This is a genomic window from Parabacteroides faecis (assembly GCF_014647375.1).
GTDB lineage: Bacteria > Bacteroidota > Bacteroidia > Bacteroidales > Tannerellaceae > Parabacteroides > Parabacteroides faecis.
Genome location: NZ_BMPB01000012.1, coordinates 205,405 through 227,072 on the forward strand (window position 1 = coordinate 205,405; position 21,668 = coordinate 227,072).

General features: G+C 41.9%; 14 protein-coding genes. 5 read left to right on the forward strand and 9 right to left on the reverse strand.

The features are described from left to right. Positions 1–4 precede the first annotated feature (4 nt). Both IEY67_RS18090 and IEY67_RS18095 read right to left on the reverse strand, forming a co-directional pair. A complete protein-coding gene (locus tag IEY67_RS18090) occupies positions 5–3,457 on the reverse strand; it encodes a TonB-dependent receptor (protein ID WP_183670947.1) in 3,453 nt (1,150 codons plus the stop codon). A gap of 228 nt (positions 3,458–3,685) precedes the next feature. After that, positions 3,686–4,738, reverse strand: coding sequence for a FecR family protein (locus tag IEY67_RS18095; protein ID WP_183670945.1), 1,053 nt, complete (start codon positions 4,736–4,738; stop codon positions 3,686–3,688). A gap of 125 nt (positions 4,739–4,863) precedes the next feature. Between IEY67_RS18095 and IEY67_RS18100 the strand changes: the two genes are divergently transcribed. Beyond that, positions 4,864–5,451, forward strand: a complete 588-nt coding sequence (locus IEY67_RS18100; protein ID WP_122373963.1) for an RNA polymerase sigma-70 factor — start codon at positions 4,864–4,866, stop codon at positions 5,449–5,451. A 95-nt stretch (positions 5,452–5,546) separates the two neighbouring features. Here IEY67_RS18100 and IEY67_RS18105 read toward each other — a convergent pair whose 3' ends face one another. Together IEY67_RS18105 and IEY67_RS18110 are read right to left on the reverse strand one after the other, a co-directional pair. Continuing rightward, positions 5,547–6,644 carry a phosphotransferase enzyme family protein gene (locus IEY67_RS18105; protein WP_183670943.1) on the reverse strand — a complete coding sequence of 366 codons (1,098 nt, stop codon included), beginning with the start codon at positions 6,642–6,644 and terminating at the stop codon, positions 5,547–5,549. A 180-nt stretch (positions 6,645–6,824) separates the two neighbouring features. Beyond that, positions 6,825–7,079, reverse strand: a complete 255-nt coding sequence (locus tag IEY67_RS18110) for a type B 50S ribosomal protein L31 (protein WP_007659112.1) — start codon at positions 7,077–7,079, stop codon at positions 6,825–6,827. Positions 7,080–7,300: 221 nt separating this feature from the next. On the opposite strand from IEY67_RS18110, the gene IEY67_RS18115 reads away from it, so the two are divergent. Together IEY67_RS18115 and IEY67_RS18120 are read left to right on the forward strand one after the other, a co-directional pair. Next, the gene (locus IEY67_RS18115) at positions 7,301–8,299 is read left to right on the forward strand and encodes a class II fructose-bisphosphate aldolase (RefSeq protein ID WP_122353921.1); all 999 of its coding nucleotides are present in this window, start codon (positions 7,301–7,303) and stop codon (positions 8,297–8,299) included. 160 nt (positions 8,300–8,459) lie between these two features. Continuing rightward, positions 8,460–8,999, forward strand: a complete 540-nt coding sequence (locus IEY67_RS18120) for an RNA polymerase sigma factor (RefSeq protein ID WP_122373965.1) — start codon at positions 8,460–8,462, stop codon at positions 8,997–8,999. An 86-nt stretch (positions 9,000–9,085) separates the two neighbouring features. On the opposite strand, the gene IEY67_RS18125 is transcribed toward IEY67_RS18120, so the two are convergent. Both IEY67_RS18125 and IEY67_RS18130 read right to left on the reverse strand, forming a co-directional pair. Continuing rightward, positions 9,086–11,044 (reverse strand): RagB/SusD family nutrient uptake outer membrane protein, encoded by a 1,959-nt coding sequence (locus IEY67_RS18125; RefSeq protein WP_183670941.1) that lies wholly within the window; start codon positions 11,042–11,044, stop codon positions 9,086–9,088. A gap of 29 nt (positions 11,045–11,073) precedes the next feature. Next, positions 11,074–14,253, reverse strand: a complete 3,180-nt coding sequence (locus tag IEY67_RS18130) for a TonB-dependent receptor (RefSeq protein WP_183671149.1) — start codon at positions 14,251–14,253, stop codon at positions 11,074–11,076. A gap of 71 nt (positions 14,254–14,324) precedes the next feature. Between IEY67_RS18130 and IEY67_RS18135 the strand changes: the two genes are divergently transcribed. Beyond that, positions 14,325–15,551: a FecR family protein gene (locus IEY67_RS18135; RefSeq protein WP_183670939.1), complete on the forward strand. Its 1,227-nt coding sequence runs from the start codon at positions 14,325–14,327 to the stop codon at positions 15,549–15,551. A 478-nt stretch (positions 15,552–16,029) separates the two neighbouring features. On the opposite strand, the gene IEY67_RS18140 is transcribed toward IEY67_RS18135, so the two are convergent. Together IEY67_RS18140 and IEY67_RS18145 are read right to left on the reverse strand one after the other, a co-directional pair. After that, entirely contained in the window at positions 16,030–17,433 is a 1,404-nt protein-coding gene (locus IEY67_RS18140; protein ID WP_183670938.1) for an MFS transporter, read from the reverse strand. A gap of 10 nt (positions 17,434–17,443) precedes the next feature. Then, the gene (locus tag IEY67_RS18145; RefSeq protein ID WP_183671148.1) at positions 17,444–19,417 is read right to left on the reverse strand and encodes a hypothetical protein; all 1,974 of its coding nucleotides are present in this window, start codon (positions 19,415–19,417) and stop codon (positions 17,444–17,446) included. Positions 19,418–19,560: 143 nt separating this feature from the next. Here IEY67_RS18145 and IEY67_RS18150 point away from each other — a divergent pair, with 143 nt between their 5' ends. Further along, positions 19,561–20,181: a DUF4923 family protein gene (locus IEY67_RS18150; protein WP_183670936.1), complete on the forward strand. Its 621-nt coding sequence runs from the start codon at positions 19,561–19,563 to the stop codon at positions 20,179–20,181. 146 nt (positions 20,182–20,327) lie between these two features. On the opposite strand, the gene IEY67_RS18155 is transcribed toward IEY67_RS18150, so the two are convergent. After that, positions 20,328–20,999 (reverse strand): YczE/YyaS/YitT family protein, encoded by a 672-nt coding sequence (locus IEY67_RS18155; protein ID WP_122353911.1) that lies wholly within the window; start codon positions 20,997–20,999, stop codon positions 20,328–20,330. Positions 21,000–21,668: the final 669 nt, after the last annotated feature.

Consider the following 21,668-nt stretch of genomic DNA (forward strand, 5'->3'; position numbering starts at 1 on the left):
TGTTTTATAAGGTTACACTTAAGCCAAACGATAAAGTCTTGGACAAAGGATATCCGCTACCACCGTAACCGGCATCGATCGTTTCCGGGTCGAGGGTTTTGAATAAACCGGTTCCTGTCCAGAGGTTTTCGCCGGAGACGAATACTCTCAGTTTGGATACATAGAATTTGTTGGTGAGAGACGAAGGCAATGTATAGCCTAACTGTACGTTCTTCAGACGGATATAAGCTGCGTTTTGCAGGTAACGGGTCTGTATGTTATGGTTCATGTTCGTACGGAAACTGGGGCGCGGGAAATAAGCATCCAGATTCACACCGGCTTCACCAGCCTGTACCATAACTGAATTCTCGTCACGGAAATAATCCAGATGAGGTGCATAGCAGGTCGACCACCAGATGCCGCCGTGACTTCCCCAGAACGTAGAACTGTTCTGGTAGTAATCGCGTTTCATCACACCCTGGAAGAAGGCGCGGAAGTCGATACCTTTCCAATCGGCTGTCAGGTCGATACCGAAATGGTAGCGCGGTGTCGAGTTTCCGATGATGGAAAGGTCGCCGTGGTCGCTGATCGTGTTGGCACCGGCATCTACTTTGCCGTCGCCATTCGTATCGGCGTACATGATATCACCGGCGGCCCAGAGCGAACCCAGCGCACTTTGTCCGCCGTTAGGCAGGCTGGCAAGATGCTGGTCCATTTCAGCTTGTGTCTTGGCAATGCCGACTGTGGTATAGCCCCATATTTCTCCGACTTTCATTCCTTTCCGGTACGTATCGCTTGCGATGACACCGGTTTTGTTCGGATAGCGGGTGATCTCAGTCTGTGAGTCGGACAGCATTAGCCGTACACCGTAACCCAGTCCATTTTGCAGGCGGTTATTCCAGCCGACAGAGAGTTCCCAACCGTAGGTTTTCAAGTCGGTATTATTGGTGCGCGGTACGTTTGTTCCTAACGTGATCGGTAGTTCCGGAGCCGGGCCGATCATATCGAGTGTGTTTCTGACGAAGTAGTCGAACGATCCGGTCAGCCGGTTGTTCAATGCACCGAAGTCGAGACCTATATTCCATGTTTTTACCCTTTCCCACGTCAGGGAGGAGGCAATCAGTTCCGGTGTGATAGCGATATTAGGTTTCATTCCGTTGATCAGCCACGTTCCGTTCGAGGCCTGGAATTGCATCTGTGCATATGTCGGGTACAGGCTTGTCGTATTCTGGTTTCCTAATTCTCCGTAAGAACCTCTGAGTTTGAATGTGCCTACGTGATCGGCGATCGGTTCCCAGAAATTTTCACGTGCCAGGTTCCACCCCAGTGAGAAAGAGGGGAACAGGTTCCATCGTTCCGATGAACGGAAGCGTGATGTCCCGTCATAACGCAGGTTGACTTCTGCCAGGTATTTACCCTCGTAATCATAGTTGATACGTCCGAAGAAACCGGCAGTAGCCCAATGATCGGAAGAGCCTTTTACAGTCGGTGTGATCGGGTTGCCATTGATATCGACGCCGGAAGTAATATCAGTTTCCGGCAATCCCGGCACGATGATACCGTTGCGTTGCAGATAGGTATACTTTTTCTTCGATAACTCAGACTGGAAACCGAACATGCCTTTGAAGTTATGACCTGATTCCAGTTGCTTGCTGTATTCCGTATAGGCATTGAAGTTTAAATAATTTTCTTTCGACATGTCTTCGGATACATAGCTGGTTGAATTATAAACATACGGGTCGCCGGCAACATTGTGGTTATAGGTGATCTGGCGGTCTGTATGCTGTGTCGAGTTGTAGATACGGTAGTTTACGTCGACGAATGTTTTCCAGTCTTTGATCGGTTCCAGTACTAACTGTGCCTGCTGATACAGATAGTCGGCCTGTTTCTTGATCCTGCCGCCCTCCACCAGGTCGAGTGCCGGAGTAGGAGCACTGTAAAGATAACCGTTCGGGTCGTAAGCCGGCATAAATGGCCAGGCCTGGCGGGTTAAACCTTCGTAAACACCGTCCAGTGTCGTCGGTTTGGATATATCTTCGCGGATAAAACGGCTGCTGTAATTCAGTTGCGCCCAGTCCGTCATTTTGACGTTGATCTTTCCGGTAGCGGTATAGCGGCCGAAATTATCATCGGAAATCTTTAGCAAACCGTTCTGATCGAGGTAGTTCAAAGACAGATAATAAGTCACTTTGTCATTCCCTCCGTTCAGGCTGAAATTGTGTTCCTGTGAAAAAGCCCAATGCCCGAAAATCGTGTTATACCAATCCTGGTTGGCGCTACCCGAACTGTAAGGGTCCATCCAGTAACCCGGATTGCTGGGGTTTTCGATCATGGTCGGAGTGGATGGATGTCCATCGCGGTTGTCTTTGATCCGTTGTAACCATGTTGCATCAAAATAAGGTGTTTGTCCGGCATTCGCTCTCGCTTCGTTGAAGTATAAAGCGAATTTATAGGAGTCTACCTGGTCCTGTAACAGAACGGGATCGTTCCAGCGGAAACTGTTGTTATAGTTGATGACGGGTTTGCCGCTGACACCGGTTTTCGTGGTGATCAGTATCACACCGAAAGGTGCACGCGAACCATAGATGGAGGAAGCTGCCGCATCTTTCAATACAGAGATATTTTCTATATCCTGCGGGTTCAGTGCATTGATATCTCCTTCCATCCCGTCGATCAGGATCAGCGGGCTGCCGCTTGAACCTTGTCCGATCGTGGCGATACCACGGATGTTTATATCGGCTGTCTGGCTCAGGTCGCCGGAACGTTGTGTGATCTGCAAACCCGGGACTAAACCCTGTAAGGCTTGTGTAGCGGTGGTTACCGGACGTGCTTCCAGGTCTTTTGCATTAGCGATCCCGACAGAACCTGTCAGGTTTACTTTCTTCTGTGTACCGAAACCTACTACCACGACTTCATCCAGGCTTTGTGTATCTTCTGAAAGTGTGATGGTAAGTGCTTTACCGGCTTCGGCTCTGATTTCCCGGGATAGATATCCGATATATGATATCAACAGGAGGGAGTTCTCGGGAACATCCAGGCTGAAGTGCCCGTCCATATCCGTAATAGTGCCGATCGTAGTTCCTTTGACGGAAACGTTGGCACCGATAACGGGAATGCCGGCTTCATCTCTGACTGTTCCCTGTACCCGTTTACTTTGCTGGGTGGTAAACGGAGTTCCTTTTTTAGACAAAATGATCTGACGGTCTACAATGCTGTATTGTACATCCGTGTTTTTGAATAGTTGGTTCAGTACTTTGCCTATCTCCTGATTTTTAACCTGTATGTTTACCGGTTTACTGATGTCGAGCGTATTGTCGGTAAACAGGAAGGTAAACTCGGTCTCTTTTTCGATTTGTTCCAATACCTGTTCGACCGTCGCATTTGAAAAAGCGAGCGATAACGATACAGATTGTGAATAGGATTCTTCTGCTCTTATCTGCAGGATCGTGATTAACAATAAAAATATACCTATTCTCATTTTTCGACAAGTTTTAAAGAAATATAGGGATCCTATATCCCCGAATAATTTCTGGATTTTCATAACTTTGTTGCTGATTTAGTGATTAATTATGTCTTTGGATCTTGTGCCAAAGATGTGATTTTCGCGAACAAGAGTGAGTTGCACCTCGCTCTTGTTTTTCTTATGTCTGTATTTTCAATCTCTCTCCATAGGCTTAATCATTTAAGTTTAACAATTCATACTGTTTTATTTTAACCAAACGTCGATTCGCTGTTTAGCAAATGTGGTATCGCTGTTTTGTTTCATCGCATTCACTTTCCACCTGATCGGTGTGGCTTGTTCCAGATAACTGAATATCTGATAGATCGTTTCGTCGGTAAATGTGGCCCAGCAATTATATTCCTTATCCTTCTTCTGATTGTGAAGCACTATTTCTACATTGAAACGCTGACCGAGCACCCGGAATACGTCATCAAGCGAAGTATTTCTGAAAACGATTTTACCGTCTTTCCAGGCTGTATTCTCATAGATGTTGACTTTCCGGATCTCATATTTATTCGTTCGTTTGTTGTAAGACAACCTTTCTCCCGGTTTTAGCTCGGCAATGAACTTATCGTATGAGTGAATATCCACCAGTCCTTCTACCAGGATTGCTTCGACTTCTTCACGTTCATCGTATGTGTTTACATTGAATTGCGTACCGTGTGCCATCACTTTCAGACCGGATTTGGTAGTGACGAAGAAAGGGTGTTCCTTATCCGATTGCACTTCGAAATAACCTTCTCCTGTCAATTCCACTTCCCTGGTGTTTCCGGTGAAAACGGTCGGGTAACGTAATGTACTTCCTGCGTTCAGGCAGACTTTCGAGTGATCCGGCAGTTCCAGCCGTGTGACCATACCCGGGGCGGAAAGAACCTCCATGAATTGTACGGAGCTTTCGATCGCCGGTGCTTGCCGTTCAAAGAACAGATATCCGAAAGTCAGTGTAGAGAGTAGGAGAGGTATACTAATAATCGCAGCGACACGCGATAAATAATTTACCAGGCTCCTTCTTCTGGTTCTCTTTTCCAGCTCTCTGTTCACTTCGGCAAATGCCTCTTGCGAATTGAATGAATTATGCTCATTTATTTTCGTTTTCAATTCCAGGGCCTGACGGAGAATGTCTGATTCCTTTTGACAGTCATCCGATTCTTTCAGCCAGGATTCTACCTGCCGGGTTTCTTCCGGGGTGGTTTGTTTCTGTGTATATTTTATTAATAATGTCTCCTTTTCCAGATCAAAAAAATCTTTTTCTTTCATTGTCGATTATGTTGTCTTTGATAAATGAAAAATATGCTCCTTTATATATAGGATAACTGACCGTAAAAAGACCGCCAGTTATTTCGTGATTTTTTTCAGAAAATTTTCAATACATTTGTATCTGTATGAAAATGACTACTCAAATACAGAATCCTGATGAATTGTTATGGAAGATTGCCATTAACGATGATAAAGAAGCTTATCGAACACTTTTCGATCTTTTTTATCCGGCATTATGTCTCTTTGCCAAACGCTATGTCGAAGAGCGGGCTGTTGCCGAAGATCTGGTTCAGGATGTATTTGTAACTTTGTGGGAAAGCAGGAAGAAAATAAGAGTGGAATCGTCTGCCAGAAATTATCTGGTTATCAGTGTCAGAAATCAATGCCTCAATTACCTGAAGCGGGAAGGGTACAAGCAAAATTATATCGATGCTTATCTGGCAAAGAATGCAGATCAGTCCGATTATGATGAATTTTATCTGCTGACCGAACTTCAGAAACTCCTGGATGAAGCACTGGCAAAACTACCGGAGACGTATCGTCTTATTTTTGAAATGAGTCGGTTGGAGAACAATAGCAATACGGAGATTGCCGAAAAACTGAATATACCTTTACGTACGGTGGAACGTTATAAAGCAAAGGCAATTGAAATACTAAAAAAGGATTTGAAAGATTATTTGCCGTTGCTTCTTTATTTTCACCTATTGAGTTGACAAGTGACAGATGACAGTTAATAGTTGAATAGTATGGCTGAAAGCCGAGTGTCTATTAACTAACTGTCCACTGTCATCTGTCCACTATCACCTGTTTACAGCCATTCTTTCATAAAGCCGTCCATCTCTTCAGCATGTTCTTCGAGGCTTTGCAGCAGTTTGAACTGAGCTTTTGTACGGATCAGATTGTGTTTCGGACTGTGTATCTTATAATAGGTATCACCGTTGATATAGTCTGTCAGAAAGCGTATGGTCTGCATATAAGTCAATAGACGGCCGCCATAAGGAAGCAGACTGATTTCCAGCGGAGAAAGGAATGCCTTTGCTGTTTCCATGTAACCACGGGTATATGCTTTGAAGATATTCATGTTCACATTTACGTTGTCCAGATTTTCATCGTCTTCTGCACCGGTGTTTGCTCCTGTACGGATAAAGTCACCGATATCCGACAAAACGAATCCCGGCATAACGGTGTCGAGGTCGATCACACAAAGCACTTTGTCTGTGTCGGCATCGAACATCATGTTGTTCACTTTTGTATCGCAATGGTTTGTGCGTTTCTGAAGTTTTCCTTCGCGATATAAACGTTCCTGGATACACATGGCTTCCGCACGTTTTTCTACTTCTTCGATCAGGTCTTTTACTTCTTCCAGACGTCCTGCGGCATTTGCTTTTACTGCATCATGGAATTGTTGCAGGCGGAATTCCATATTATGGAAATTAGGTATTGTTTCACCCAGCGATCCTTCCGGCAGGTCTGACAGCATGGATTGGAAATCACCGAAAGCTTTTCCTGCTTCATAAGACAGTTCGGGAGTCACTTCTTCATAGCTTTTGCTGTTCGGGATGAACAGGCATACACGCCAGTAGCTATCGCCGTCGAAGTAATAGGGTTTGCCATCTTTTGTCGGAAGGAAAGTCAGCACTTTACGGTCGATATCGTTTTCGCCTTTTGCTTCCAGTTTCTCACGGATATGTGTCGTTACAGTGTTGATATTGCTCTGTAACATATCTACATTTGTAAAGATCAGATGGTTGATACGTTGTAATACGTATTTGATTTCGCCTTTTTCGTTCGTTACTTTCAGCGTATCGTTAATGTGTCCGTTTCCGAAAGGTTCAGCGGAAACAACTTTTTCTGCCAGTGTGAACTGGTCGAGAATGTTCAGTAATTCTTCTTTTGTTTTTGCCATGGTATTTTATTAATTGACAATTGATAAATGCAGATTGGAAACGACCGGTTACTGTGTCATAATCAATCATGCTTGCAAATGTAAAAATAATCTTTGATAAAATAAAAAAGGCAACGAATCTGTTCGCTGCCTTTTTTATAAATTCATTTGAATTGTCGGTTGACTCAGGTCAACTTCCAATTATTTTTTGTTGCGGTTACCGTAACGGCTCATGAACTTATCAACACGTCCTGCTGTATCCACCAGTTTAGACTTACCAGTGTAGAACGGGTGAGAAGTGTTAGAGATTTCGACCTTTACCAACGGATAAGTAACACCGTCAATTTCGATAGTTTCTTTTGCATTGATAGTTGAACGAGTGATAAATACATCTTCGTTTGACATGTCCTTGAATACTACAGGACGATAGTTTTCAGGATGAATTCCTTTTTTCATTGCTTCTTTATCTAATTTAATTTATACTCTTATTAGTTTGGTAACCGGTAAATTGGCTTGCAAAGGTATGGATTTGCTTCAAACTAACAAAGAATTTCCAACTATTTTTTATTGTGGAACTACTTTTGTGTTATTTTTATATGCTTAAAAGCATAAAGTTTTCAGAGAGTTCTTATCTTTGTGCAGGATTTTCAATCATTAACGTAATAATATATACTACAATGGTAAATTACAAAGATTTAGGTTTGGTAAACACTAGAGATATGTTTGCTAAAGCCATCAAAGGCGGATATGCAATTCCGGCTTTCAACTTCAATAACATGGAACAGATGCAGGCTATCATCAAGGCTGCTGTTGAAACAAAATCTCCGGTTATCCTGCAGGTATCTAAAGGTGCTCGTCAGTATGCTAATGCAACTCTGTTGCGTTACATGGCTCAGGGTGCAGTTGAATATGCAAAAGAATTAGGCTGTGCAAATCCTCAGATTGTTCTTCACCTGGATCATGGTGATACATTTGAAACTTGTAAGAGCTGTATCGACTCAGGTTTCTCTTCTGTAATGATTGACGGTTCTCACCTGCCTTACGAAGAAAACGTAGCTTTGACAAAGAAAGTTGTTGACTATGCTCATCAGTTCGATGTAACAGTTGAAGGTGAACTAGGTGTATTGGCTGGTGTTGAAGACGAAGTATCTTCTGACCATCACACATATACTGACCCTGAAGAAGTGATCGATTTCGCTACTCGCACAGGTTGCGATTCTTTGGCTATCTCAATCGGTACTTCTCACGGTGCTTACAAATTTACTCCGGAACAGTGCCACATCGATCCGAAGACTGGCAAGATGGTTCCTCCTCCATTGGCATTCGAAGTATTGGACGCTGTAATGGAAAAACTTCCGGGATTCCCTATCGTTCTTCACGGCTCTTCTTCTGTTCCTGAAGAAGAAGTTGAAACTATCAACAAATACGGTGGTGCTTTGAAGGCTGCTATCGGTATTCCTGAAGAAGAATTGCGTAAGGCTGCTAAGTCTGCAGTTTGCAAGATCAACATCGACTCAGACTCTCGTCTGGCTATGACTGCTGCAATCCGTAAGACTTTCGCTGAAAAACCGGCTGAATTCGACCCGCGTAAATATCTGGGTCCGGCTCGTGACAACATGGAAAAGCTGTACAAACACAAAATTCTTAACGTTTTGGGTTCTGACAACAAACTTTAATCCAGGTTACAGATTATATATAGAAAGCCACTCTGCATTTGCGGAGTGGCTTTTTTATTTTTTGTCCTATTTTGTTGTGTAAATATAAAATTAAGTATTTTATTATTTGTAAGTTTGTATTTGAATATTAAGGTTTTGCATGACAATTGGCAAGGTATAAATGAAGCAGAAAATTAGTGAGTTCGATAAATGGTATGAACAATACGTTGATGAGTTGTTCTCGTATGGAATGGCATTCGGTATAGAGAAAGAATATGTGCTGGATGTTATACATGATATTTTTTTGCATTTATACGAATCGGCAGATAAAATAGAGATAACGGATAATCCTAAGTTTTATCTGCTTCGCTCTCTGAAAAATAGAATTATATCTTTTAAACAAAAGAGTTCGAACTTGTTAAGCCTTGACGACAATGTGGATTATGATTTCCAGATAAAGGTGGATGCCCTTGCATTAATGGAAGACGAGGAGGAGAGGCTGGCTTATGAAGAACAACTGGAAAGTTTATTCGGTTTATTGACGAATAAACAACGGGAGGTGGTTTATCTGCATTTTATGCAGGAATTGAGTTATCAGGAAATTGCGGAAATACTTCATATAACGCCTAAAAGTGTACGCAAAATTATTTATCGCGCATTGGAACGTATGCAGGATGGAGTGGCTCCGCTATGGCTGGTGTTTATTTTTTTGGTAGAATAATATAAGGAATAAAAAGAGGGTAACCCGTCACGGGTTACCCTTTCGAATTAAAAACTCACCTGTAGTTTCGGTCTATTTATTGGTCTTTATTCGTCCCAGAATGGTGCTTGAACAAGCGTAGGGTCTTTATCTATTTCTTCCTGATAGATAGGATACCAATAGAATTTACGTTCATAAACACGTTTGATGTATTGTTTGCGAACAAAGAAAGCCTTATCGTTATTTGGATCATCAGATAATTCTGTTCCGCCGAAGTTCATACCATACATCGGCTGGTTTAACACTTCTTCTGCTTTTTTCCATCTGCGCAGGTCAAAATAGCGGATACCGTTTTCACAGCACAATTCTACACGGCGTTCGTGGTAAATAGCCTGTCTGACTTCTTCCTGTCCGTTTAAAGTAATTTTGTTGAAACCATTGCTATCGACTCCGGTTCCGTATTGTGGAACACCGGCACGTTCACGAATCAGGTTCAGATATTTTAAAATATCCGGATTTCCAGGATCTGCCTCATTCAATGCTTCAGCATAGTTCAGGTAAGCTTCGCCTAAACGATAAAGGATTCCCGGACGATATGGGTGAATACCGTCACGTTGATTCTGTTCCAACGATACCTTTTTGCGGTTCAGATAACCAGCCTGCGGTGCATCGTGCGTAGGCCCTCCATCCTGTTCATTAGACATCATTTGTACTTCACGGTTAGCCTGGTGATACCATTGTCTGTTCCACATAACAGTCAAATAGAAACGAGGCTCGCGGTTTACATACATATTATATGTACCTGCTGCTGCAACCTGGTTGTAAGTGTTACCGTCTGTACCAAGAGAATCTATTGTTGCTCCCGGGCAGTTACGGTACAGATTGTATTTTGTTTTACGGATATCCGGTTCGTTTGAGAAACCTCGTTCTGTATAACCGGACTTATCGTTGATAACAGGAGAAGCATAGCTGCCTTTATAGCCGGTGATGGGTAATGATCCGTCCTTCATAGAGAATGCATCAACTAAGTTTTGGTAAACTCCCAAACCACCGTTGCCGGATGCTCCGCGCGGAGTTGCGTGTTTTTCAAATTCACTATAGTTGCTGTCTGCACGTATGAACAATGCTTCCGAATTCTGGTCTCCCCGTAAGAACAATACATTATAGCATGACATGAATGGGTCAATACTTCCGTCTGCATTATATGCATATACCAGTCCATGGCCGGCAGCATGAGCTGCATCAATCAATTCTTTACAAGCATCCGCGGCACGTTTCCATTTTGTAGCATCATATGTCTGACTGAAACGATCTTTACCGTCATAATTTTTAAAACCTTTATACCAATCATTGCCATTGACCAGCGGGCTGGCTGCAAACAATAACATGCGGGCACGAACAGCAAGACACATAATTGAAGTTGCGCGTCCGTAAAACTGTGTCGATTCGCTTACCCAAGAAGACGGCAATTTTTTAGATAAGTCTATTAACTGTCCGTCGATCCAGTCTACCATTTCGTCGAAAGGAACTTGGCCACGCATTAAAGTCGGGTCGTTTACATCCGCCAGTCCGTCGAAGAAGGGAATACTACCGTAGGCTTCGAGCGTCATCCAATAATAGTAGGCGATCAGAAAACGACATTCATTTTTCATTCTTTCAACCTTTTCTTCCGAAACTCCCTGGTCTGGAAGTGCATGCGCATTTTCAATGAATAAATATGCGGAACGGATACGTATCGGGCATGAATTCCAAAGAGCAGCGTCCCAGGACGAATTGGTAAACCATTGTCCGATTACAAAATTCAATGAATTTCCCCACCATTGATACCAGCGTTGAGAAGGGTCGAGATCGTCTCCCATAGAGTCATAACCATAATCCCTCAGCAGACCCCAATAAGGATCGGGAATTTTGTTATAAACACCGGAAAGCCAGTCTTCTGTTCTGGTTTTATCATTAAATACCATTTCTATCGTCAATGTATCGTCCGGTGCATTGTCTAAATAGTCCGAACAACTATTGAGAGATAAACCTAAAAATGATAGGCCTATATATTTGAGTAGTTTCATCTTTTTTGTGTTTTATAATTATAATTCTATTAGAAATTAACATCCAATCCGAAAGAGAAAGATTTCATAATCGGATATTTTGCTCCGTTTGCAGTATCCAATTCCGGATCCCAAAGGTCGAACGCTGAAAATGTCAGAAGGTTAGAGCCTTTTGCATATACACGGATGTTGGCAAGGCCGATCGAATTGATCCAACGTTTGGGAAGTGTATAACCAATTTCTATATCTTTCATACGGAGCATGCTCATGTTACGTAACCACCAGGTTGAATTCTGGCTGTTGTTTGTGTTTGCACCATAGCTCAGACGTGGATAGAAAGCATCCTGTGTTGGATTTTCCTCTGTCCAGCGGTCGTTATAGTTAGTCAGGATGTTTCCTATAGAACCTTGAGACGAACCTGGTAAGAAATTAGAAGCAACACCTCCGACGAAACGGTAAGTCCGACCATTTCCCTGGAAGAAGACATTAAAATCTACATTCTTATAGCGTGCTGTAGCTCCGAAACCATAAACAATTTCTGGGTTGACTGTTCCGCCCATTGCTTTTTCGTCTTTACTTGTGATCGCACCGTCACCATCGACATCGACATATTTGATGTCACCGGGGCGCACTGCGCTGAACGTTTGTGAAGGTATACCTTCTTTCAGTACTAATTCTCCTTTATCGTTTGTCGTGAAATCGTCGTCTGTAAATAATCTTTCTGCCACAAGGCCGAAAAGTTCATTGACAGCTCTTCCCGTGCGTTGGCGGTTTGTACCGATAACACCCATCGCTTCATCCATTTCGATAATCTCGTTGTGTGCGTAAGTGAAAGTTCCTCGGAAACCGATATTCAGGTCTTTATTTATCTGTTTGTTGTAAGTCAATGAAAGATCCACACCGTTGTTGTTTACCTTTCCGTAGTTGGCCCACGGTGTTTTACGGAAACCGGCGGCAGAAGGAATATTGTTACGTTGCATGAAGATATCCCGACGCTGTTCTTTGAACCAGTCTATCTGTAAGTCTAAGGCGTTCCAAAGACCTAACTCTACTCCGACATTCAACTTTTCAACAGTTTCCCATGTCAAATCCGTTACACCGAATTCACCTTCAAAACGGGATGAACGGTTGTAATCGTTGTTGACTCCCCATTTATAGGATCCGTCCGTATCGATTGTGGGTAAGAAAGCGAATCGGCGTCCGTCTAATTGATCATTACCGGTCAACCCCCATGATGCACGGAACTTGATTTTGGAGAAAGTTTCTTTGAACTGTTCCATGAATTTTTCTTCTGAGAGCATATAGCCGACAGCTACAGAAGGGAAGAAGCCGAAACGATGTCCTTTCGTAAAGTTTTCCGAACCATTGTAACCGAAGTTGAATTCGGCGATATACCGGTTGTCAAAAGTATAAGAAGCACGTCCTGCAATACCCATACGGCGGAAAGGAACAACATTACCATCCTGGTAATCGCGTTGGTTGTAGAGGAACATAGCTCCGACAGTATGTTTTTCATTAAACGTGCGGTCGTAAGTGATATTTCCTTCCAGATAAGTTGCTTTGTTACCCCATGCAGATTCACTTTTGCTATCCAGAAATTCTTGTCCGTCTGTGCTGACAGTCAGGATCAAGTCACCGGTTTCCGGGTCTCTTCCAGTTGCCGGATTATAGTAAGTCGGTGTTTTTGAACGTTTAACCCATGAACTGGAATAACGGTCGAAAGAAAAAAGTCCTTTAATCTTTAAACCAGGAGTAATAAATTTTAGGTCTTGTTCGATAGAAAATAAGGATTCGACTTTTGAATTCGTAGTTGTCTGATAGCCATGTTGTGTGGCTTCCGCCCAAGGGTTATGACGTTCTGTTACACGTACATCGCGTCCACCGGAATACTGGATCGGGTGGTAGAAAGGAGGTGTATCGAATGCATAATTCCATATATCCTGACTACTGACTGCCATTCCGTTCTGCTCCTGTAAATATCCGCCGATACTAATACCGACGACAGTTGTTTTCGTTACATTGATGTCTACATTTGAACGGATGTTGTATTTGTTTAAGCGTGTTGATGAGTCCCAATTTTTGCTTTTATCGGTCACAAAGATACCACGTTCGCCATAGTAGGATGCAACCAATGCATAGCGGAGAATATCGCTACCACCCGTGATAGTCAAGTCGCCTCGTGTATTTGAAGCCATGTCTTTAGAAACGGCATCCAGCCAGTTTACGTTAGGATAAAGCTCCGGGTCGACATTGTTGAGGTAGTTATTGATCTTTTCTTCTCCGTAGAGCGGATTCGGGTTTCCGGCATCCATATATAATTCATCCATCAATGAAAGGTAGTCAGCCGATCCGATATATTTCGGAAGTTGTGTAGGTTGTGTAAAACCTTGTTCGAGATGGAAATTTACTTTAGGCTTACCTAATTGACCTCTTTTGGTCTTAACGATGATAACACCATTCGCTCCTCGTACACCGTAAACGGCACTGGCTGCAGCATCTTTCAATACAGAGAATGATTCGATTTCTGCTGCAGAAAGGTCATCCAGTGTACGTTCTATACCGTCTACCAATACCAGCGGTTGTATACCTGTTCCTTTGAAAGAAGAAATACCACGAATCCAGAATTCGGAACCGTCAGACCCTGGTTCACCGCTACGTTGTACAGCGATCACACCGGCAAGTTGGCCTGCCAAATTGTTGGAGACAGCGCGGGTCGTTCCTTGTTGTAACTGGCTTGGTTCGATCGTAGTAATAGATCCTACTACAGATACTTTTTTCTGGGAACCATAACCTACAACAACTACTTCATCCAGGTTATTTGACTCTTCAGACATATTCACATTGATATTGATCTGGTCTCCAACTTTGATTTCCTGCGCTTCGAAACCGATGTAACTGAAGACAAGTACAACATTTTTATCCGGAACATTAATGAAGTAATTACCATTAATATCGGTAGTTGTACCCGTTGTAGTTCCTTTTATAAGGACGTTGACACCAGGGAGTGGAATTTGTTGAGCATCTCTTACTGTTCCGTTGATAGAGATACTTTTTTGTTGTTGTGTTTCTCCCTTTCGTATAATCATCACCTGTCTGTCGTTGAGAACATAGGTCAGTCCTGTGTTCTTCAGAATTTCAGATAAGATTTGGTCAATTGTTTGAGATTGGATATTAATGCTTACATTTTTACTTAGTTCTAGACGAACTAATTCAAGGGGAGGATGTATTATTAACCCTAATTAACAAATAAAATGGGGTCAAATCAGAGTGTTTTTTGTCTTATTCAAAATTGATAATAAAAATGAATAAAAAACAACATATAAAAACGATTGATCAGTTAATACATGACGATGCTTTTATTCTTTGGTGCCTGTTTCCTACGGAAAAGCTGGAACAGGTGTGGATTGATGATTATCTTACACTTTATCCGGAAGAAAGAGAAAATATAGAAAAGGCTAAGCAAATGGTTCGTTTACTAAAATTGAATAATAGTAAGCTATCATCCTTTGAAAAAGACTCTCTCAAAAAGAACATTACCAGAGATTTGGAAAAACGCAGAAAATCAAGGCAAATCCGTTTGATATGGCAATATGCAGCAGCTTGCATTCTTATTGTATGTACATTAGGTTCATTATATCTGATCAATAAAGAAAATGTGTTTCAAGGAGGAGAGGCTCTTTCCCTGGTAGACGAGATCCAGTTGGATACTGATCAAACAGAGGTAGAGCTCCATTTGGCAGAAGAAAAAATGGAAGTTGCGGATAATGCTACTATTCTAGTTGATCAACAAGGGAAAATCAAGGTTGCAGATAAAAGTAATAAAAATGTGGAGGCTGTAGACTGCGAAAGTTATGCGGAAAACAGGGAGGAAAAGAAAATTCGTATGAATCTGTTGAGCGTACCTAAAGGACGTCATTCTTCATTGATTTTACCGGATGGCACGAAAGTCTGGGTAAATTCTGGTACGGTAGTTCAATTCCCTGAAATCTTTGAAAAAGAGAAAAGAATGATTTATGTGGAAGGAGAAGTTTACCTGGAAGTCACCAAAGACGAATCTCGTCCATTTTATGTCAAAACGAATCAAATGGAGGTTAAAGTTTTGGGAACATCATTTTGTGTTGTAGCATATAATGATGAAAATTATCAGTCCGTCATACTAAAAGAAGGAAGTGTCGCCGTCGAAGGAAACAAAGGTGGAAAACAAGTCATAAAACCGAACGATCTTTTAGTTCTTGAAAACGATCAAATATCTGTTAGACAGGTGAATGTGTACGATTATATTTCATGGATAGATGGTATCCTTCAATTTAATGAGAAAAACTTGGGTGAGGTATTACGTAGTATTTCACGTTATTATCGCGTTCAATTCAGTTATTCTTCCGATATAGAACAGATAAAATGTTCAGGGAAGTTGGTCTTGTTTGATAATATGGATCAAGTGCTTCAAACACTTCAGAAAACATTATCAATTTCATTCCATCGCAAAGATAATTTAATAGAAGTAAATAGTATTAATAATCAAAAATAAGTGCCTATGAATAGATAAAACATGTCGTAATTTAGTATTGTATCAAAACAATAGACCATTGTGTTGTTAACAAGTGAAATTTTAATATCAAGGAAAAAAATTATTATATTATTATGGAATATCTAAAAATTAAAAGAAAAATACACGCCGTTTGTGTGATGTTGTGTTTGCTTTTTACTGTGAATTCATCTCTTTTAGCGGAGTTGTCCTATGCACAAGCTACACGTTTGTCTTTGGAGTTGTCAAATGTAGCTATCAGTGATGTTTTCGCGTCTGTAGAGAAAAATAGTGAGTACGTATTTTTTTATTCTGACGGAGTTCGTCTAGAACTAAGTTAATTTTGAAATTCTATACTAATTGATTGTATGGGTTGAAAAATAAGAGATTGGTTGAATGAGGCTTGTTTTTCAGTCATCTTGTGTTTGTTTTATTTCTCAATAAAAATATTAGTTAATAACTGGTGCTATATCATCAATTCTCATTTAAAACCTTTTAACGGTCGCGGTTGTGAGATCCTTAGACAACTGACTATTGCAGCTACAATTGCAAAACCTGTAGCTAAATATAAACATGCTTGCGTACTATTATTTGGAACCAGATTGAATATCATGGCGACCAATGTGGCACCCAGAGTCTGCCCCAGTAAACGGGCTGTTCCCAACATACCACTGGCTCCGCCGCTCCGGTTGGATGGGGCGGATGAGATAATGGTACTGTTGTTTGGGGTCTGGAAAAGTCCGAACCCAGCTCCACAGATAAACAGACGCCATACTATATCCATATCTGTCGGATTTTCAGGTAGAATGGCTAGTAAAAAAAGACCTGCTGCGAATATCGTCATGCCAATGCCACCCAATATGCCCGCATGAATCCGTTCCACCAAGCGTCCGGCAAGGGGAGCCATGATCATGGTAGCCAGCGGCCAGGGAGTCAGGAGCAATCCTGTTGTCACATCACTGCGTCCCAACGAGCCTTGCAGAAAAAAGGGGAGGGATATCATTGCCAGCATCTGTCCGGTGAAGGAACAGATCGATGTGCCGATCGACATGGAGAAGATCGGAATACGCATCAGGTCGACCGGAAGTAACGGAAACTGCTGATGCAATTGACGGCGTACGAAGAAATAACCGATCACGAACAAAGCAAGGACTCCGGCTATGATCAATGTTGTGCTCTCTTTGTGAGCAATACCTTCTAACGAGAAAATAAGCAGGCCGAAGGTGACCGCGTTCATCAGGCAACTGAGTTTGTCGAAACGGCGTCCGGTTACTTTCACCGGATTGTCAGGCAGATGCATCAGTCCGATAATGAGTGCGGCGATTCCGATCGGAATATTAATGGCAAAAAGCCAATGCCATGAACCCAGCGAGAGAATGATTGAAGCGATCGTTGGTCCGGCTGCAATCGAGACGGCAACAACGAGGGCATTGATCCCCATGCCACGACCGAGGAAACGTTTTGGATAAATGATCCGGAGCAGTGCTGTATTCACGCTTGTGATGGCTGCTGCCCCGAATCCCTGTAAGATACGGGCGGCTGTCAGCATCCAGAACGAATCGGCGAGGGCGCAGATGGCAGACGTGATGCTGAACAGGACGATCCCTGATAAGTAAATCTTCCGGTAACCGTAAATATCTCCCAATGAAGAGAAGGAGAGAAGCGAAATGGTGATCGCCAGCTGATAAGCATTGACCACCCAGATCGTTACGGACGGTGAAGTTCCCAGGTCGCGGGCTATTGTCGGTAAAGCCACATTGGCGATGGTACCGTCTATCACTGACATTCCAACGCCCAAGGCTGTGGCTAATATGGCCCAGTAACGCTTGGGTAACGGTAATCCGTCGTTCTCATTTACAGTTATGGCGTGATTTTGTAATATCATTTGATCGTCATTACTTAATAACTTCTCTTACCGCTTCCAGCATTGGTTCGACTGTCAGCGGGTTGCCGGTAGCCAGTATTATCCACTGGTTCGGTGTCAGACATCCCTGTCGGAAAATGCGTTCGACCTCATTGGCAAAATCCTTTCCTTCCAGATACTGATCGAGTTGGAATTCGATGATCTGTCCGAATGCATAGGCTGATAAGTACAGCGGATAACTGATCATATGTGAATAAACAGCCAATACGGTTTCGTCCTTTACTCCGAAAACAGGAGCATAATATTTGTTCCATATCTCTTTTGACAGCGCGATGGTTGCTTCTTTCAGTTGTTCCGCAGTAGCATCCGGATGGGCATACATCCATTTCCAAACAGAAATATCCAGCATGGAAACACCGCATATTTCATACATACTCCAGATTTTATCCAGTACATCCATTGCTTGCTTTTCCGGATTGGGATCGGTGATACCTAAAATTTCAAGATCACGTTTCTGAAAAACAAAAGCCAACGCTTCGGTGAAAGCCGTGTTCGGAACGCCATGCAGCATGTAATAATCCACGTCATAGAGCGATAGGGTCTGTTCCACATTATGTCCGAATTCATGAATAGCAATATTGTATCCTTTATAATTCATCCCGGAAGAAGGGATACGGGTACGAAGACGTGATTGCTGTCCTTTCATCGATGCTCCCCATGCGTGACCTGAACCACGAGCGGCATCGACCGTGATCTTATCAGCCAGATAATTAGCACGTTCGGCGCTGAACCCCAGTTTTATCAGAATGTCCGGTAATTTCTTATCCAATGTCGCTGCATCCGGGTAAAGAGCTTGCGTTTGTGCATCCAGCTTGGTTTCATCCAGGTTACTGCGAGCCTTAAAACCATCGTACCAGATATCGTAAGCTTCCAACTTACGTCCCAGACGTTTTGAGATCATTTTGCCGACTTCTTTCAGTTCGGGGGCAGAAAGGAATTCGTCAAACAGTTTTTCGACATCCTGTAAAGCAACTTCCATGTCATCGTTGAATTTACGGTCGATATAGGTATCTCCTGTGTATTTATCGATACCTTGCATGGCTTTGAAATTATTCAGCATCTTCTGGTAACGGATAGTCGATTCAGGAGTCGACTTGACCTCTTTTCCGTCCTTCCTGATCGTGTTTGCATACGGATCCCATTCATAGGTTCCTGAGTTGATCACTTCGACCGGTATTTCCTGCGATATGATGCGTTTCATTACTTCGTAAACTGTGCGTTGTTTATCCAACCCTTCTTTCCCTTTGTTGTAATTGGCTTTGATCTCGTCACGCAGGTTCCAGTGTGATAACAGGACCATGTCTTGCGGAAACAACAACTGTCCTTTTTTGTTTGCCACGTGTCCCATATAAATATTGTATTGGGAAATATAAATATCGGCATCGCTTTCTGCGTTTGAAGCTGCTTGTTTCAAAGGAGCAGGGATACGTTCGGTGAACAGATCGCCCATACGTGCATAAGCCCATGCTTTACGATCAGTGCCGAGTGCCTCTTTTTCTTCGAGGGTCAGATGAGGAAAGTTCAGGGCTATGATAAAGGCGATTTTATTGTCATACAAGTCGTCGCTCAGGTGACTGGACGGACTGTACGAACCGAACTTTTCATCGATAGATAGCAACGGGCCGTTATCCAGATGCAGGTTCTTCTGAAGCCGAAGGGACATTTCGTTGAAATGCCCGTAGATAGTTTCCATATAATCACTGATTTTAAGAAATGTCTGGTATTTCACCTCCGGATCGGTGATATAGTTTGTTTCACAGAATGTCTGGAAAGCAGCGTTGTCACCGTCTGTTTCCTGCCAGAGACGGGCTACCTGGTTAACTCCTTTCTCGATTCCGTTTTTGTTACTGTTGTCTTTTGCGGTTAGCGTGTTAATGGTCGATTGTACGATGGACGGGTCGATTGCCGCTTGTCCGTTCAAATAGGCTAATGAGCAAATAAGCATGATGCAAATGCGTTTAGTTAGATTTTCCATAAGACTCATGTTGTTTAGTTCAATATCTTTTGCTGCGTAAATAAATGTAAGGAGCAAATGTAGGGATAATATTTGTATCTTTGTACGTTTTTAAAAAGAGTAAAACTAGAGAAATGAAAAAAGCGTGGGGATTAATGGTTGCTATTAGCATCCTGCTGTCTGTATCCGGTCAGGCATACGGACAATCGTTGAAAGATTTATTGAATTCGTCTGCAGTAAAAGATGCGGTGACTTCCGTGACTGGAGGTAAGAAACTGACTGTTGAGAATCTGGCGGGAACCTGGACGTATACGAATCCGGCTGTTCAGTTGGAAGGTGATAATGCTTTGAAGAATGTAGCCGGAAGTGTTGCTGCCGGTGAACTGGAAAAGAAGCTGAAGACATATTGTGCCAAAGTGGGTATAGTAGAGGGCATGTTCAATTATGTATTCAATAATGACAGTACATTTACGAATGCATTGAAGAAGAAAACCTTGAAAGGTACCTTTTCCATTAATCCGGACGAAAAAACAGTCGAGCTGAAATATGCTCTAGGCGGAAAACTGAAAGTGACGACTTTAACTGCTCATGTCGTTATCTCCGGCGATGAACTGTCGTTGTTGTTCAATGCCGATAAGTTACTTGATTTTCTGTCGAAGATATCTTCCATTTCCGACAACACCACATTGAAAATGGTGAATAAATTAGCCAGTGAATATGATGGAATGATGCTAGGGTTTGAATTGAAGAAATAACGATGTCTTAATTGATTAATATACCAATCAAGATAGAACCAGACCGGTTTGTGAAATGTGTTGTTCCGCTATCATAATGGTAATGTTTATCGATAGATGGCGGAACAATTTTCAGAGCGATGATCGTTCGTATAAAATTACTTTGTTTATTTTAAACCGGGCAATAACTTGTAAAGCGTTTTTCTTGTCATAATCCTCTGGTTCAGAAAGCTAACGATATATCCCGTTATACAGGCTGCGATAAGCGATCCTTCACGTATCCCTTCGATCCCTTGAGTGAATATAAGTGAAATTAGTATGGCTAAAGTAACTAATGTAACATCGAAATACACCTTGAATTTTCCGAACTCTTTATTATAACAGCGGGATGCGTATTTAACAAAAGCTTCGGCACTCATCATGGCTACCTTCGGTTTTATTTCGAGTACGACGCCAACAGACTGAATAAGACATCCTGTGAGTAATAATGCCATTGACATGCCGTAACCGGAAGGCTGCAAATTACTTGTCAGGGCCATATTGAAGTCTATAAAAGCCGAGAATATGAAAGAGAATGGTATCTGAAGAAGAATTTCTATCGTATCCTGTCGGCTTCTGTCTTTTCTGATCAGCCAGAATTGTCCCATGATCAATAAGAGATTCACGATAAAAGTCCACGTTCCCAGCGAGAAGGGAGTATTAAGACTTAGCACATAATTTACACTGGAAATAGGAGTGGTGCCTAAAGCAGAACGTACAATCAATACAATACCTACAGCTAAAAAATATAATCCTAAAATGAAAACCGAATACTTTTTTAATAAATCTTTTATATCCATATTAAATCTCTATTTGCCTGATCTTTTCATTTTTTGTCGTTATGAAAAAGATATACAAAGATCCGGTTTTTTTTATTAAAACGAAATGATCGGGATTGATAAATTGGTGTCAAAATGATAATTTAACATACGAATGGTTCTCCTGTTTGGAGTTGGCATCGGATGAGGTGTTGTATACGTCGTCGTTAGTGAGTTTATGGTTGATGTTTAGATGCTGTTAGACTTGTTTTGCTATCAAAAAGAACTACTATACTTGTTTCTGCATTTGTTTGTTTTCATATTGAAGCTTAATGGGTGTATTTTGTTATTGTGGAAACGCATGAGACAAGCTCCCTTTTAGGTGGGGTAATATGCTATATAGCATAAAAATAAGGCTATTTATACTGCTTGTTTGGGATGAAATCTCGTGTGATTAACAAAAATTTGCTTTAAAATAAAGATCACATCCATTTAAAACGGGAAAAATTTCGTTTTAAACGAATGTGAAATTTGTTTTAAATGAGATTTTCAAAATGACTTATTATCGAAGTGTGTTAAAATATGTATTTGTCAAATCCCTGTAATGTCGTTTTATAAAATATGTCTGTTTTCGTTTTGCTGTTATTTGTGTCAAAATTTATCGAATATATTTGATATACGATCATAATGATATTTCAAAGAAGATTTGTT